15 protein-coding genes, 1 tRNA gene and 1 other RNA gene are annotated in these 15,699 nt (G+C 35.0%); 13 read left to right on the top strand and 4 right to left on the bottom strand.

What is annotated here, in order from left to right; translation table 11 throughout:
* Nucleotides 1-187: 187 nt before the first annotated feature.
* The 7 genes from BFM98_RS16005 to BFM98_RS16035 all read left to right on the top strand — a co-directional run bounded on the left by BFM98_RS16005 (nucleotide 188) and on the right by BFM98_RS16035 (nucleotide 7,828).
* Nucleotides 188-2,413: a M16 family metallopeptidase gene (locus tag BFM98_RS16005; RefSeq protein WP_066037894.1), complete on the top strand. Its 2,226-nt coding sequence runs from the start codon at nucleotides 188-190 to the stop codon at nucleotides 2,411-2,413.
* Nucleotides 2,414-3,700, top strand: coding sequence for an EF-P 5-aminopentanol modification-associated protein YfmH (yfmH, locus tag BFM98_RS16010; RefSeq protein ID WP_066037895.1), 1,287 nt, complete (start codon nucleotides 2,414-2,416; stop codon nucleotides 3,698-3,700).
* Between the two features lie 449 nt (nucleotides 3,701-4,149).
* Entirely contained in the window at nucleotides 4,150-4,785 is a 636-nt protein-coding gene (locus BFM98_RS16015; protein WP_004233969.1) for a deoxynucleoside kinase, read from the top strand.
* A complete protein-coding gene (locus BFM98_RS16020; protein ID WP_048391003.1) occupies nucleotides 4,785-5,453 on the top strand; it encodes a deoxynucleoside kinase in 669 nt (222 codons plus the stop codon). Before BFM98_RS16015 ends, BFM98_RS16020 begins: the two co-directional genes overlap by 1 nt.
* Nucleotides 5,454-5,542: 89 nt before the next feature.
* Nucleotides 5,543-6,070, top strand: coding sequence for an LOG family protein (locus tag BFM98_RS16025; RefSeq protein ID WP_054548495.1), 528 nt, complete (start codon nucleotides 5,543-5,545; stop codon nucleotides 6,068-6,070).
* Between the two features lie 129 nt (nucleotides 6,071-6,199).
* On the top strand, nucleotides 6,200-7,108 hold the full coding sequence (locus tag BFM98_RS24520) for a methyl-accepting chemotaxis protein (RefSeq protein ID WP_016995248.1): 909 nt from the start codon (nucleotides 6,200-6,202) through the stop codon (nucleotides 7,106-7,108).
* A 99-nt stretch (nucleotides 7,109-7,207) separates the two neighbouring features.
* On the top strand, nucleotides 7,208-7,828 hold the full coding sequence (locus BFM98_RS16035; RefSeq protein ID WP_066037896.1) for an RraA family protein: 621 nt from the start codon (nucleotides 7,208-7,210) through the stop codon (nucleotides 7,826-7,828).
* Nucleotides 7,829-7,873: 45 nt separating this feature from the next.
* Here the strand turns inward: BFM98_RS16035 and BFM98_RS16040 are convergent, their stop codons facing one another.
* From BFM98_RS16040 to BFM98_RS16055, 4 genes are all read right to left on the bottom strand, one after another.
* Nucleotides 7,874-9,148 carry a cation:dicarboxylate symporter family transporter gene (locus BFM98_RS16040; protein WP_016995246.1) on the bottom strand — a complete coding sequence of 425 codons (1,275 nt, stop codon included), beginning with the start codon at nucleotides 9,146-9,148 and terminating at the stop codon, nucleotides 7,874-7,876.
* A 92-nt stretch (nucleotides 9,149-9,240) separates the two neighbouring features.
* Nucleotides 9,241-10,119 (bottom strand): response regulator, encoded by an 879-nt coding sequence (locus BFM98_RS16045; protein ID WP_048391012.1) that lies wholly within the window; start codon nucleotides 10,117-10,119, stop codon nucleotides 9,241-9,243.
* Entirely contained in the window at nucleotides 10,120-11,379 is a 1,260-nt protein-coding gene (locus tag BFM98_RS16050) for an ATP-binding protein (RefSeq protein WP_083225392.1), read from the bottom strand.
* 126 nt (nucleotides 11,380-11,505) lie between these two features.
* Nucleotides 11,506-11,598 (bottom strand) — tRNA-Ser (locus BFM98_RS16055).
* Between the two features lie 168 nt (nucleotides 11,599-11,766).
* On the opposite strand from BFM98_RS16055, the gene ffs reads away from it, so the two are divergent.
* The 6 genes from ffs to BFM98_RS16085 all read left to right on the top strand — a co-directional run bounded on the left by ffs (nucleotide 11,767) and on the right by BFM98_RS16085 (nucleotide 15,480).
* An RNA gene (gene ffs, locus BFM98_RS16060) (signal recognition particle sRNA large type) lies at nucleotides 11,767-12,034 on the top strand.
* Nucleotides 12,035-12,175: 141 nt separating this feature from the next.
* Entirely contained in the window at nucleotides 12,176-13,960 is a 1,785-nt protein-coding gene (gene dnaX / locus BFM98_RS16065; protein WP_048391014.1) for a DNA polymerase III subunit gamma/tau, read from the top strand.
* Between the two features lie 20 nt (nucleotides 13,961-13,980).
* Nucleotides 13,981-14,295, top strand: coding sequence for a YbaB/EbfC family nucleoid-associated protein (locus tag BFM98_RS16070; RefSeq protein ID WP_004233957.1), 315 nt, complete (start codon nucleotides 13,981-13,983; stop codon nucleotides 14,293-14,295).
* Nucleotides 14,296-14,306: 11 nt separating this feature from the next.
* On the top strand, nucleotides 14,307-14,903 hold the full coding sequence (gene recR, locus BFM98_RS16075; RefSeq protein WP_048391017.1) for a recombination mediator RecR: 597 nt from the start codon (nucleotides 14,307-14,309) through the stop codon (nucleotides 14,901-14,903).
* A gap of 13 nt (nucleotides 14,904-14,916) precedes the next feature.
* The gene (locus BFM98_RS16080) at nucleotides 14,917-15,132 is read left to right on the top strand and encodes a YaaL family protein (protein WP_004233954.1); all 216 of its coding nucleotides are present in this window, start codon (nucleotides 14,917-14,919) and stop codon (nucleotides 15,130-15,132) included.
* A 75-nt stretch (nucleotides 15,133-15,207) separates the two neighbouring features.
* Nucleotides 15,208-15,480 carry a pro-sigmaK processing inhibitor BofA family protein gene (locus BFM98_RS16085; RefSeq protein WP_066037897.1) on the top strand — a complete coding sequence of 91 codons (273 nt, stop codon included), beginning with the start codon at nucleotides 15,208-15,210 and terminating at the stop codon, nucleotides 15,478-15,480.
* Nucleotides 15,481-15,699 lie beyond the last annotated feature (219 nt).

Here is a 15,699-nt window from a genome sequence, read left to right on the forward strand (position 1 = left end):
TACTTTGTCTTTAAGTTCGTATATCGGAGAAAAATAAGAGTATAGCTTTTTTAAATAGCTAAATAACAAGTAATGATCACATAATTTAATTTTTTCTTCAATGAAATAGGAAGAAAAAGATGATACCTAAATTATATCAATATGAAATACCCTTAATTATTTTGATTTACAAAGGAGAGTGAAAATATTGGATAGTTTTTATGAGTTATATAAGCGATTTTTATCAGAGGAAGAAATGCTGAAAAGTTACTATTATGAGAATGGCTTGTCGATTGATCAGTTTCTTTCGTTGACAAATATGGTTATGGAATTATTACCTCTAGAACTAAATGAACCTTGTGAGAAAATTTGGGCGAAATATTTGAGTCATAACAGACTCATAAATAGAGAGAGGGTAAAACCTAATTTTGAAATTGATAGTTTTGATGAAATATTCGGTGAAGAATATATGATGGAAACACTTAGTGAAGGAGGTGCATTTCTTACTTGGCATTTTGGAGATTATCGGCATAATACTGACCAAATTATTAAAGCTTTGAGATTTAAACTCCAAGATAAAAACAGAAAATTTTTTGTAGTAGTGGACCAGGAATCCTATGAATCAGAAGGAAAACTAGAGGCTTGGGAGAAAGTAAGAGAAGAAGCTGGAGTTAGATTATTAGTTGCAGAATCAAAACTAATTGCTATTAAGTTATTTTACCTTTTAAAAGAGAACAATTCATTTTTATTGTTTTTGGACGGTCAAGCAGGATTTAATGAGGATAATGCAGACATTCGAACGAAATTTCTATCATCAGAAATAAAGGTTAGAAGCGGAATCTTTAGAATTCTTGAAAAAGCTAAGAAAAAAATATGTATACTTATTACTACTATGTCTGAAGATGGAAAGAAACAAATTATCTTCTATAAACCATTTCTTGTTGAGCCAAATAAGATAGATGAAGCAGTTAACAAAGCCTTTTCAATTTTTACTGCTGAACTTATAAAAAAACCAGAACTATGGCGTTTATGGTATCGTCATGATGAACAAGTTTTAAATTGGCATTCATCTGTAAATATTGATAATGGGCGACCAATTCAAATTGATTGGAGAACAAAAGACATACATAGTAATCAAATGTTGGGATTAGATGCTAAAAATGCTCGATTATTTGAGCTTGAAACTGAAGAATTATCACTTAACATGCAACAAATATCTGGTATCAATTATTTTATACACCAAAATGACAAATATATGAATTCTACTATAAGATTATCTCTTTTATATCCATTGAAAAAAGTTATGGCAAGTTCAATTTCTATTTTTTCTGAATTACTAATCCCCCATGATATTCAGGCAAAGTTAGATCATTTGTATGGAGCCACTTTGAAAAGTAATGTATCAAGAAAGGGAGATTATCAAGTTCTAGAATTTGAAATGTCCATTATACAAGATAAGAGTTTGGATTCCGATATATTGTCAAATTCACTAAAACTATTATCAGAAATCATATACAGCTCACTTGAAAACGGATTTAATTCTGAAAGAGTAGAAAAGGAATTTTTAAATCACTATAATCGCATTCAAGAGATAAACGATTATGTGGAATATACAGTTCAAGAAAAGTGTTTATCTATTATGACAGAAGGAGAACCATTCAGTACTTCAATTTTTGGTGATTTGAACACACTTAAAGATTTAAATTCAAAAATATTATTCAAGCATTATCAAGATTTCATAGCTTCAGCAAAAATATATATTCATATAATAGGTCCCAATATTGATGAAAAAAGGATACAAAGTAATATTTGTGATTATTTTAAACGGGAAAAAGAAAGTATCGTTTTGTCTAAGGAAAATATGATTTCTTCAATTAATGAGGAAATTAAATATATTGAACATGAATCCACGACTAAACAAGGAAGACTATTGATTGGATTTAAAACAGGCATTAACTTATCTTCACAAAATTATATCCATTTACTTGTTTTTAATGCGATTTTTGGAAATTTACCCTCATCAAAATTGCAAACGGAAATAAGACACAAAAGAGGATTGGCCTATTATTTAAGATCTGAAATTGAAGATTTGAAGGGAATATTATTAATTCATGTGGCTTTACAAGAGGAAAATTATGAAATGGTGACTAAGATTGTTCTAGATGAGTTAAACAAGATTCGAGATGGAGGTATAACTGAAGAAGAAATTCAAGCAGGTGTAAATGCAGTGAAACATTTTGTTAAATCAGGGTTGGAAACGCCTGCTATCTTAATTGATATTAGTTTAACTGGAGAATTATTAGATTACCAAGATGATGAAAATAAATTCTTTTCTAGATTAGATAATATTTCCAAAAAAAATATTGTCGATGTTGCTAAAGAAATAACGTTGGATACTGTTTTTAAATCCGTGAGAAAGACGGTGGAAATATAAATGGAATGTATTCAATATGATAAATTGGGGCTTTCTATTTTTTGTGAAACATTTAGTAATGGTTTGGAATTACATATGATACCGCTAAAAGGCATGTCGCAAACATTTGCGGTATTAAATGTTAACATTGGTGCTAATGACACAGCATTTATTAATACTACTACTAAGGAAAAAATAGAATTTCCACTGGGTACAGCTCACTTTATCGAACATTTAATGTTTAGGAATAAAAATGCCATCGATCAAATTTGTTCAGAAATAGGTGCAACTATTTCTGCAAAGACTAACTATAATAATACGGAATTTTTAATTTCTTGTTCCGGTAATATAGAAGCTATTATTCCTAAATTATTCACAGCCCTCCTAAACCAAAGTTTTTCAAAGTTTGAAATTGAGAATGAAAAAAGAGTCATTAAAGAGGAAATTTTGGTATATCAAGATGAGCCAAGCTGGATAGTTTATAGAGATCTAGTAATGCAGATGTATCCGGAATTATCTATTTGTACAGATGTATCCGGTACCATAGATAGTATTAAAAGCTTGGATAAAGAATTATTAGAACAGGTGCATAATATTTATTATAAATCTAATAACATGAAATTGGTGGTTGTTGGTGATGTTAATCCAATAAGACTGAATGAATGTATTTTCAATACAATAGAGCGCAATGGACATCATGTTAAAACAAAAGATCATGAAGTTGAACGTTTTTATCCAAAAGCACAAAATGAACCTTATAAAAACATTGCAATTATTAAAAATAAAGCCCAGGATTTATTTTCAATAGGTTTAAGGCGTCAAATACAAGAAGATAATAAAATTGATAATTATTTAGCAACACAAGTGATAATGGAGTCCCTTTTTGGTTTAGGATCCACTCTAACAGTTAATTTAAAGAAAGAAGGTCTAATTACAAATAAATGGAGTTATTCTAATTATACTGGTCCAAACTATGACTTTAGTGTTGTCAGTAGTTCGACGATGAATTTAAACTCATTAGTAATAAAGATATGGGAAGAACTTCAACAGGTGAGAAAAAACGGTTTGATGCCATCAGAAATTGATAGGGCAACAAAAAAAATGATTGGACAGAGATTGTTGCAAATAGATAATATAAAAGAATTTACATTAGCGTATTCAGAAAATCTATCGAATGGCTTTAATTACTTTGATTTTTTGGACTACTTACATAAAGTAGATTGTAATTACATTAACAGTAAATTAGAATCGATTGTTTCCTTTGATCATTTTTTAAATTTGCCTCATGAAATACTGCATGATTCATAAATTGGACTATTTAAAGATAATATGTAAGAAAAATTTATCAAAGAATCCCACATTAAATTTTCCATCTACACACTCTAACTCCCACGGGACTACTAGTTTACCTAGTCCCGTGGGTTTCTATTTATTTTAAGATTGTTTTTTGAATGATCCCACCTTTCTTCCAGCACACTTTTTGATTCATACGTTTTTTTGAATGATTGCCGAAAAGTTATGATTTAAGATGAATGTATCTATTAGATCGCTAGGTATGAGGGTAGTTCTATTTTTCATCTATACAATATGATACAATTAAAAGCACTGACTCATTTGATAGAATGCTATCTAAACCTCTACAAAACCAAGTTACAACCATAGTGTATATTGTATTATTAGAAATAATTCCCTGCGTATTATCCATACGGGGCATAATTATTAAAATAGAATCCATAGAACAAAAGGAGGAGCTTCTGGTGACGGTTCCATTTGTTACGGTAGAAGGTCCGATTGGTGTTGGTAAAACCTCTTTATCGAAAGAGATAGCAGCGACATTTAATTACCATCTATTAAAAGAAATTGTAGACGAAAACCCTTTTTTAAATAAGTTTTATGAAAACATTGAGGAGTGGAGTTTCCAAACGGAAATGTTCTTCCTCTGTAATCGCTATAAGCAACTAACCGATATTAAAAAATTTCGTTTAGCACATGCCAAACCTGTTGTAGCAGACTATCATATTTTTAAAAATTTAATATTTGCGAAGCGTACATTGGCACCAACTGAATACGAGAAGTATGAGGAAATCTATAGAATTTTAACGAAAGACATGCCTGTTCCAAATGTAGTGGTTTATTTACATGCCAGCGTTGAGACATTAATGAAGCGTATCGCCATGCGAGGGCGAGAGTTTGAAAAGATGATTTCACGTGATTACATGGAGCAGCTTGTGGCCGACTATCATTCTTTTATCGAGCATTTTGAAAGCATGCATCCCGAAATTCCAGTTATTCGATTTAATGGAGATCAGCTTGATTTTGTAAAAAATCCCAATGATTTAAATCATGTTTTAAAAATAATTAAAGATACGTTACAACAAAGGAGTTTGCAATAATGAATTTAAGAGAGAAGTACGATATTCCACCACAAACGGTTATTACGATTGCAGGTACTGTTGGGGTAGGAAAATCGACGATGACAAAGGCTTTAGCAGAGGCACTGAACTTTCGTACCTCGTTCGAGAAAGTAGACACAAATCCATACCTTGATAAATTTTATGAGGACTTTGAAAAATGGAGCTTTCATTTACAGGTCTACTTTTTAGCAGAGCGTTTTAAAGAACAGAAGCGTATTTTTGAATATGGTGGAGGATTTGTACAAGATCGTTCTATTTATGAGGATACTGGCATTTTTGCTAAGATGCATTATGATAAAGGAACAATGAGCCCAACAGATTATGAGACTTATACAAATTTGTTTGATGCAATGGTGATGACACCTTATTTCCCACATCCAGATTTGCTTGTCTATCTTGAAGGACCTATTGATGCAGTTATTGGGCGTATTCAAGAGCGAGGACGTACAATGGAGCAACAAACACCGAATGATTATTGGATAGAAATGCATGAACGCTATGAAAATTGGATAAATAATTTTAATTCTTGTCCCGTTCTACGTTTAGATATTAATGATTATGATTTATTAAAAAATCCTGATGCCATTGAAGCAATTGTAAGCCGTATCAGTCATATGCTAAAACAAACAAGCCATTTACGAAAATAAAAGTAAAATAAATGACCAAAAAACGTGAGACAATATATAGCCGATTGTTTCACGTTTTTTGAATAGGAGGGATTATTATAAGAATCGCAGTGTATTGCGGATCCGGTTTGGGTAAAAGTCCTATTTATGCAGAGAAAGCTGCTGAGCTTGGTACAGCACTGGCAAAAAACGGTCACAGGGTTGTCTATGGTGGTTCTAAAACAGGCCTAATGGGGAAGGTAGCCGATGCTGTTTTAGCAGCTGGAGGAGAAGTGATTGGTGTGATGCCAACACATTTACAAAAGCGTGAATTGGCCCATGCCTCATTAACAGAAATTCATATTGTAGACTCTATGCATATTCGTAAAGCTAAAATGGCCGAGTTAGCCGATGCTTTTATTGCTCTGCCAGGTGGCGCAGGGACTTTAGATGAATATTTTGAGGTATTTACTTGGGCTCAGATTGGACTTCATACAAAACCTGTCATTTTATATAATGTCCATGGATTCTATGATGCACTTCTACAGCATTTTAAAACAATGCTAGAGGAAGGCTTTATACGTGCAGAGCAAAAGAAGTTCTTACGTGTAGCGGCTACCTCTGAAGGGATTTTACGTTTATTAAAAAAACATGGATGAACATTCTCCATGTTTTTTATCTTGATGCAGCAGGTACACTAACATCTGCTGCAATTACACTGAGGCATAATTAATGTAATATAAAATTAAATTTTAAGTAAAAAATTAGTAACGGATGGGGTGTTCTTTATGCATAGTGTAGAGGCTCAAGTAACCGATGATTTAGTAGTACAGGCTATTGAACGCAATATAGCTATTATCCGCTTCGATATGGATAGAAGAGTAGCGTATGTCAATGAACTATTTGCTCAAACATTAGGCTATACAGTGCAGGAAATGCTAGGAAAACATCATAAAGACTTTTGTTTGCCAGATTTCGTTAATAGTATGGAGTACGATAAATTTTGGCGTCACCTAACGGCAGGAAACAGCTATCAGGACAAAATAGAAAGAATTGATGCTAGAGGGAATATAATTTGGCTGGAAGCGACATATATGCCTGTCTTCGCAAATAATACAAGAAAAGTAATAGGTGTATCCAAAATAGCTACCAATATCACCGAACGCCAACATGAGATAGTTAGTGTTGCCGACAAGTTGAAGGGCATGTCTAATAAGCTTTACCAGCGTTCAGAGGCGGGCATTCAAAATAGCCAAGATCTACTAGAAACCATTAAAGTGGTTTCAAAGGAATCAAATGAAAATGTAAGTAATCTTGTACAGCTTCAGAAACAAGCAGATTCTATTAAAGGGATTGTCAAAACTATACAAGAAATTGCCTCACAAACTAATTTATTGGCATTAAATGCAGCTATTGAAGCAGCTAGGGCTGGAGAATATGGAAGAGGTTTTGATGTAGTGGCGAAAGAGGTACGTAAGCTTTCTGTAAGAGTTGAACAATCTATTTCAGAAGTGAAGGATAATGTGGAGGGCATTGAGCGAGAAATTGGTCAGGTGACTGATAGTATTACAAAAATAGCAGAAAAAATAGATAAAACAAATGAACAAATTACTGTCACAGCAAATGACTTTAGTGAAATAGCATCTGCTGCTGAAGCCTTAGACGAGCAATCAAAGCAATTTATTGAAATTATTTAATTCTAATAATGACTACTATTTTCGAGATATATTGAAATAGGATATATTTTTTATTTACAATACTAGTGTAAGTCATTAATCATAATAGGGGTGTTATGTATGACAAAAGTGGAAGTAAGCTTTCAGCATTTACCAACAACAGCTATTTCAGATGCAACTGGCGGGCATACCAATGTGCGAAGTGATATTAAGCCGTTAGCAGACCATTTTAAAGTTGCTGGGCGAGCTGTAACTGTACGTTTACCAGATGGTGAAAATGGGGCAGTTTTGGAAGCGATTAGGGCTGCAAATGAAGGGGATATTTTAGTCATTGATGCAAAAGGAAATACAAACCGAGCTGTTGCTGGAGATTTTGTGATCTCCTTAGCAAAAGGGATAGGTGTACAAGGTTTTGTTGTGGATGGTGTAATCCGTGATATTGCAGCAATTCGCGAATTAAATTTCCCTGTATTTTCGTTGGGCACTACTGTAGCAGCAGGCAATAAAAATGGCGGTGGTCAAGTAAATGTACCGATCGCCATTGGAGGAGTTACGGTTCATCCTGGTGATTATATTATTGGGGATGTGGATGGTGTAATTGTTGTGCCACAGCAAGATGCTGAAAAAATTGCTGTAGCGGCAGAGGCTAAGCTTGAAAAAGATGAAAAACGCGCTCAAGAAGCACATGTCAATGGAAAAGAATCAATTATCGCTTATTTAGATAAAGTGTTAGCAAAATAAAAAAACCCTCACGATGCCATCCAACATCGTGAGGATTTTTTTAAATTACGCTAGATTTTCATTATCATTAAAGTAATTTTTCATCTTTTCTCGATCGAAACGGCCTTCCCATTTAGCCATTACTAATGACGCTAATGAGTTACCAATTACGTTAACAACTGTACGTCCCATATCAAGAATACGGTCAATACCAGCAATGAAGGCTAGTCCCTCAAGTGGAATACCTACAGTACCTAAAGTTGCTAGAAGTACTACGAATGATACGCCTGGTACACCTGCAATACCTTTTGATGTAACCATTAATACAAGCATTAACGTAATTTGTTCACCAATGCTTAGGTGAATACCGTACATTTGTGCAATAAATAATGCTGCAATGGCTTGATATAGTGTTGACCCATCTAAGTTAAAGGAGTAACCGGTAGGTATAACAAAAGATACAATATCCTTTGGCGCCCCTAATTTCTCCATTTTCATCATAATACGTGGTAACACAGCTTCAGAACTTGCTGTTGAGAAGGCTAAAATTAGCTCATCTTTTAATACTTTAATCAAATAGAAGATGCTGATTCCTGCGAATTTTGCCACAAGTCCAAGAACGACAAAGATAAAGAATAGCATTGTTGCATAAACAAGAATTGCTAATTTGGCAAGTGGAACCAGTGAAGCAAACCCATATTTGGAAACGGTTACACCAATTAAACCAAATACCCCTAGTGGCGCGAATTTCATTACGAGGTTTGTTACCCAGAACATAGCATCTGCTACCCCTTGGAAGAAGTCTAAGACTGGTTTCCCTCGATCTCCTACTGCAGCAACCCCTAAACCGAAAATAACTGAGAAGAAGATAATTGCTAGCATATTACCTTCAGCCATTGACTGAATAATATTTGTTGGGACAATGCCTACAATGATATCAAATGGTCCCTCATGCTGAACTTCCTCAGTTGTTGATACATACTTCGAAATATCCCCTTGAGATAATTCATTCATGTTAAGACCTGCACCAGGTTGGAAAATGTTTGCGGAAAGTAATCCAACTACGATTGCAACTGTAGTAATAATCTCAAAGTAAATTATAGATTTCCCGCCTAATCGTCCAAGTTGCTTCATATCTCCAGTACCAGCAACACCAACGATTAATGTCGAAATAATAATCGGTACAACAATCATCTTAATAAGATGTAAAAATATATCCCCTAATGGTTGTAGATATGTCTCAATTTTGGGATTTCCGTAAAAGATACCACCAACAATGATCCCTAAAATCAAACCGATTAAAATCTGAGCGGCTAAACTGACTTTAAATTTCTTTTTCAAATCCTTTGTACCTCCCCTAATATTAAATTTTTAGGACACGCCTTACTTTAATAATACGGAGGACTTATGGAATCCGACAAAATCCGAGAAAATTAATTTACTTTTGTTAAAATGTCTGAATATAACACTTGAATAAACTTCTTAATATTTACCTTTGCTTTACGATTATCGTGATCTTCAATCTGTGTCATGAGCTGACGAATTTCTTTAAAATCAAAGTAGCGAGGGGCATAGTACTCGAATTCTGAGTTTGTGTAATCAACAACCCCTAAATTAGCGAGATTAATCATGGCAGCTAATATTGTACGACGCACACGCTGCTCGATGGCTTTACTCTCTTTTAAAATTTCATCTGGCGTAGCCTTGGTCACAGCTGCAATTTCTTCATAAAGCTCTTTTAATGGAGGAAGGGGGGCAATCTTGTGCTGGTGAGCAAGTAATGTTTCTATAATGGCAATGATATCCTCACTACCAATTTCCCCGACAATCCCCATATCATTCAAAATAGATTGAATATGGTCTCGTGATGTAGCTTTATGAGTCTTTTGTTCACTTAACTCAATATTTGTAAGTGATTGACGTATCACTAATAGTGAATTTTTAAGTCGAAATTGTTCAGTTGTTTTTTTCAAAACATTTTCGACTTCAATACGATTGATTGGTTTATGAATGAAGAAATCAATTCCTTGCTCATATGCTTCGCCAACCATTTCCTTATTCACTACCTGTGAAATCATAATAAATTGTCCCTCGAAACGATTTTGCATAAGTTGTTCCACAGTTGCTATGCCATCAAGCTTAGGCATCAGTAAATCAATAAGTACAAACTCTGGCTGTGTCATTAAAATTTGTGGAATGGCATCCTCACCATTGCGAGCCTCACCAATAACTGTTCCTAACCCGCTATCTTCAATAATTTGCTTTAACATAACACGACTTGCACGATCATCATCTACAATAAAATACCTCATTTAAGTCTCTCCCGTTTGAATAGTTTGCGTAGGAATTATGATTTTAAACGTTGTGTATTGATTGTTTGATTCAACGGTTATTGAGCCTTTTAATTTTTCTACTAGTTCAGCAACATGTGAAAGCCCAATGCCAGTTGCTGCAACACCATCAACATTGAATTTAGTGGTGTATCCAGGTTCAAAAATAACAGAAATATCTGCTTGTGAAATCCCTTGTCCATTATCACATACGGTTATTACAGTATTATCCTCTTGGCGCCCAATAGCAATAGAAATGATCCCTTGCTTTTCAATAGCCTCAACAGCATTGGCTGATAAATTATTTAATAGAGCAAGGAGTGCAATATGATCTTTCGTTTGAAAATCGAAGTCTATACATGTATTAAATTGTATTTCCTTACCGAGTAATTCTGCATATTTCCTATTACCTTCTTCAATATAATGCAATAATTCAGATAATACAAAAGGGCCAAAGCTCTTTTCACCGACAATCTTTGAAATACCAGCATATATCCGTTGAGAATCCTTTTTCACTTCATGGATTTCCTGGGCAATATGAAGTGCTTGTAAACTTTCCGCTCGAAAACCTAGCGTCTTTAACTGACGATATAATTCATAACCACTACCTGTAATTGTTTCAATATGATTCATTGATTTTTTTAAATATAGTGTCTCCACATAGAGATCAGATCCAATATTCAGCATTTCTTGTACTCGTTTTTTTTGTTCAGCTATCAAAATAGAGCTGTAAATCCCTACTACAAAAAAGCTTCGTAATAATGCTACCGCTAATAGGATCAAGAGATCATGGAGAAATAAAAAAGTATATGTTTGGACAAAAAAGCGGAAAATTTGTTCAGCTAAATTACTGATAACCTCACTAAAAGCAACGAGTAAACCAAGTTTTAGTGGTTTTTCTCTGTATTGTTGAATATCTAAAATTTGCAGGCATACTGCAAACAATACATAAAATAAACCAGCTGGTAAATGGTTAAATATACTCTCGGCAATCGGAACATCATGTAATGTCGAATTAATAACCCGAAAAATAGTTGTCACAATACTGGTAGCTACACCGGCTAAAATAATTGGTGTAGGTTTAATTAATGTGCATAAAAAGAAGACAATGGTTCCTAAACCAAAACGGAAAGTTGTATTAGCAAAAGGCATAATTTTAATTTCACTACCTATTGCGGTCATAACAGCAATAATGAAAATCCAAGTAAGGGAAGCACGCGTCATAAGTAATTTCGATTGCAATTCAACAACCTCCCATCATTGATATAATAAAAAATACCACAACCGAGGCGGAAGTGGTATCTAACAAGTAATACATACAATTTGGGCAAAAAAAAACGGCTACATTCGTAGTCGAAAATTTAAAACTGGAGGAGGTAGAGGGATTCGAACCCCCGCGCGGTGTTACCCGCCTGTCGGTTTTCAAGACCGATCCCTTCAGCCAGACTTGGGTATACCTCCATGTTATATTGCTTTACTGTCTTATCGACAAAAATAAATTTATCATAACTAGAAACGAACGTCAAGATAATTTTTGAAAAAATATATAATGTTTAAATTGTCACTTAGAAATAAATAATTTGTGCATTAAGTTGCATTTTATACAAACAGTCAGTATACTAGTTATTGCCGTGCTAGGTGGGAAGGTAGCGGTGTCCTGTAACTCGCAATCCGCTCTAGCGAGACTGAATTCCTTTTTCGAGGCTGTCCGTATTGTTTGGTCTGCCTTTTGCACGTAGTGTTGACGATTGGGTCCTGCGCAATGGATACCCATGAACCATGTCAGGTCCGGAAGGAAGCAGCATTAAGTGGTCTTATTCATGTGCCGCGGGGTTGCCTAATCTGAGCTAACGACAAGAGTAACGCTTATGTGCGGCTGTCAAGGAAAGGTGCACGGCATTAAATTGCCAATTCAAAGCATCCGTCTATTATAGGCGGATGCTTTTTTATTTTAAATTTAGCATCTTCATTTTCTATATAATGCTGCAAATGCTATAATAAAACTATTCAATTAAATGGAGAAGGAGAGAGGAAATCAGTGACGTATCAAGCATTTTACCGTGTGTATCGACCACAATCTTTTCGAGAAATGTCTGGTCAAACACATGTCAAAAGAACGCTACAAAATGCTCTCCTAGCAAATAAAACAACACACGCTTACTTGTTTTCTGGGCCCCGTGGTACAGGGAAAACAAGTACTGCTAAAATCTTTGCGAAGGCCTTGAATTGTGAACATGCACCATCGAAAGAGCCTTGTAATGAATGTGCTACATGCATGAGTATTACAGATGGTTCTCATCCAGATGTAATTGAATTTGATGCAGCCTCAAATTCACGTGTTGAAGAGATTAGGGATATCATAGAAAAGGTTCGTTTTGCTCCCGCAAGCAGTAGATATAAGGTGTACATCATAGACGAAGTGCATATGCTTTCTACAAGCGCTTTTAACGCTCTTTTAAAAACGTTGGAAGAACCACCTCCTCATGCTGTGTTTATTTTAGCAACTACAGAGCCTCATAAATTGCCTGCTACGATCATTTCTCGTTGTCAGCGTTTTGATTTTAAACGACTTTCTACTAATGATATTATTGAACGTATGAAGGTTGTTTTGGAAGATATTGACTTGCCATATGAAGAACAAGGTTTAAAGGTGATTGCACAATCAGCCGCAGGGGGAATGCGTGATGCTTTAAGCTTATTGGACCAAGTTGTGTCTTTTAGTGGCGAAAAATTAAAACTTGAGGATACGTTATTAGTTACAGGTTCTATTAGTCAGGATGTTTTTTATGATCTAGCGGAGGCACTTAAAGTAAAAGATGTTGCGCAAATGCTTGCCCTTTTAGAGCAACTTATAGCTGACGGTAAGGACCCTTTGCGGCTCTCAGAGGATTTAATTACATTTTTCCGCGATTTATTATTACTTCAAACAAGTGATGATTTAGCTGAACTTTTAGAGCTTGTATCTCCTGAGGAACGTGTATTCACTTTAGCACACGAATTTGCACCAAATATGCTTTATGGGTATATTGATATACTTGCAAAAACACAGCAAGAGATGCGTTTCTCTCACCATACAAAAATTTATTTAGAGACGGCTTTGCTTAAAATGGTACAGTTTTCAGGAGGGATAGCCCATCAAACGGTGACTACAAATGAAATGGGAGAAAACCCTGATCTCACTCAAAAAATTGTGGCTCTTGAACAGCTGGTTCAGCAACTATCCTTACAACTGCAAACGGGGACTCCTGTGCAAACGCCGACAGCACAAAAAGAGCAACGGCCCCGAGCTAAAAGTCCGAATGGTTATAAAGCACCTACAGGTCGTATTCAGGAAGTGCTGAAAGATGCCACAAAGCAAGATGTGCAACGCATTAAGTCCATTTGGGCGCAAGCCTTAAGTCAAATGCAAAAATCACAATCTGCTCTTTTAGCAGAAGCCGAACCTGTTGCGGCATCTTCAAGTGCTTTTGTGTTAAAATTCAAGTATGATATTCATTGTCAGATGGTTGCCGACAACCAGTCTTTAAAGGCTCACTTTACACAATTAATTGCAGGGCAAACTGGTACAATGTACGAGATGCTATGCATACCAGAAGAATCATGGTTAAAAATGCGTGAAGAGTTTATTCGTGATCATGGTCTGCAGCAAAAGAAATCACAGTCTGAATCAGAGCATGGAGAAGAATTATTAGAGCCACCACCGGCAGAAATGCCAGAAGAACCATTTATCGATGATGCCCAACCTCTTGCTTCACAAGATCCACTTGTGACTGAGGCTGAAAAGCTCTTTGGTAAAGATTTTGTTGAAATTATTGAAGATTAAATTTTTAGGAGGAAACATTTATGCGTGGAATGGGAAATATGCAAGGTATGATGAAAAAAATGCAAAAAATGCAAAAGGAAATGATGGAGGCACAAGAAGCTTTAAATGCTGAGCAATTCGAAGGTGTTGCAGGCGGCGGTATGGTGAAAGTAACAGTTTCTGGTCAGCGTGAAGTAGTTTCAGTAAATCTGGATGAATCTGTAGTAGACCCAGAAGACATAGAAATGCTACAAGACCTAATTGTTATTGCAACAAATGAAGCGTTGAAAAAAGTAGAAGAAAAAACAAACTCAACTATGGGTAAATTCACGCAAGGCTTAAACCTTCCATTCTAGGAGGTATTCATATGTACTACCCAGAACCAATATCTAAATTGATCGATAGTTTTATGAAATTGCCAGGTATCGGGCCGAAAACTGCGGCTCGTCTGGCGTTTTTTGTGTTAACAATGAAGGAAGATGATGTATTATCTTTCTCTAAAGCACTGATTGATGCTAAACGAAACCTAAGCTACTGTTCTGTTTGTGGCAATATAACAGATGTAGATCCATGTCACATATGTACAGATAAGCAGCGAGATCATTCTATTATTTGTGTTGTACAAGATACAAAAGATGTGATTGCAATGGAAAAAATGCGTGACTACAACGGTATGTACCATGTACTTCAAGGAGCAATTTCACCAATGGATGGTATTGGTCCAGAAGACATTAATGTTGCTTCTTTGCTAGTGCGCTTGCAAGATGAAAGTGTCCAAGAACTTATTTTAGCTACAAATTCAACAATCGAGGGTGAGGCAACCGCTATGTACATTTCTCGCCTTGTCAAACCGTCTGGCATTCGTACAACCCGTATTGCTCATGGATTGCCAGTAGGTGGAGATCTAGAATATGCAGATGAGGTTACGCTATCTAAGGCAATGGAAGGCCGACGCGAGTTATGAGTGAGGGATTAGTATGTTCTTCCGTAGTAAAGGGAAATTAAAAAAAGAATTCGATGATAAGCTTGTGAATCTGATTAAAGAAACAAAAGAGGATTTACAACAGGCAAAGATAATAGAAGAATTAATGGATGATTATGACCTAGGTGTAATTGCTCAACGCAAAACAGCAGAAAGTATTCATTTCTATTTGTTTAAGGAAGCTAGAATTCGTAAGGTATTAATAAAATAGTTCTCTGTAAAATATTCATAGAAGCAAAACAGGAAACATAAACTTTCATAATTATTTAATTGAGGGGGCAACTATATGTCTGGGTTAGTAATTATGAGTATTTGTATTCCTGTCGGGCTTCTTTTTCTTTATGTAATAATAAGACATGTTAAATTGGGTAAGATCTTAGAAGGATTATCGGTGTTTTGGTTTAGATTTGCATTTGCTTTTCTACTATTATTCGTAATCCATTTAGGTATTGGTTATATAGGATATAATGTGCCAATCAATCTGTTTTCGGTCTTAACAATCGCTGTTTTAGGTATTCCTGGTGTCTTAGGAATAACAGCTTTAATATTTATTTTATAAAAGGCTTGCAATATAAAAAGATTATGGTATAGTTATAAAAGTCGCTAATACAACTGATTGAAACGGAAAATAATTTTAAAATTATTGTTGACACAGTTTGTGGCGCGTGGTATTATATAAGAGTTGCTGCTGAAACAGCAGTGAACGATATGAACCTTGAAAACTGAACAAGCAAAACGTAATCAATAAAGTTTTAATTAGCTAGCTTCGGTTAGTTAA

This window comes from Lysinibacillus sp. AR18-8, from assembly GCF_001705465.1.
Taxonomy (GTDB): domain Bacteria; phylum Bacillota; class Bacilli; order Bacillales_A; family Planococcaceae; genus Lysinibacillus; species Lysinibacillus capsici.

What these genes read in the sequence shown, in the direction of transcription:
- yfmH (WP_066037895.1), top strand. Translation starts at nt 2,414, where the DNA reads ATGGAATGTATTCAATATGATAAATTGGGGCTTTCTATTTTTTGTGAA.
- BFM98_RS16020 (WP_048391003.1), top strand. Translation starts at nt 4,785, where the DNA reads ATGAATTTAAGAGAGAAGTACGATATTCCACCACAAACGGTTATTACG.
- BFM98_RS24520 (WP_016995248.1), top strand. Translation starts at nt 6,200, where the DNA reads ATGCATAGTGTAGAGGCTCAAGTAACCGATGATTTAGTAGTACAGGCT.
- BFM98_RS16035 (WP_066037896.1), top strand. Translation starts at nt 7,208, where the DNA reads ATGACAAAAGTGGAAGTAAGCTTTCAGCATTTACCAACAACAGCTATT.
- BFM98_RS16045 (WP_048391012.1), bottom strand. Translation starts at nt 10,119, where the DNA reads ATGAGGTATTTTATTGTAGATGATGATCGTGCAAGTCGTGTTATGTTA.
- BFM98_RS16070 (WP_004233957.1), top strand. Translation starts at nt 13,981, where the DNA reads ATGCGTGGAATGGGAAATATGCAAGGTATGATGAAAAAAATGCAAAAA.
- recR (WP_048391017.1), top strand. Translation starts at nt 14,307, where the DNA reads ATGTACTACCCAGAACCAATATCTAAATTGATCGATAGTTTTATGAAA.
- BFM98_RS16080 (WP_004233954.1), top strand. Translation starts at nt 14,917, where the DNA reads ATGTTCTTCCGTAGTAAAGGGAAATTAAAAAAAGAATTCGATGATAAG.
- BFM98_RS16085 (WP_066037897.1), top strand. Translation starts at nt 15,208, where the DNA reads ATGTCTGGGTTAGTAATTATGAGTATTTGTATTCCTGTCGGGCTTCTT.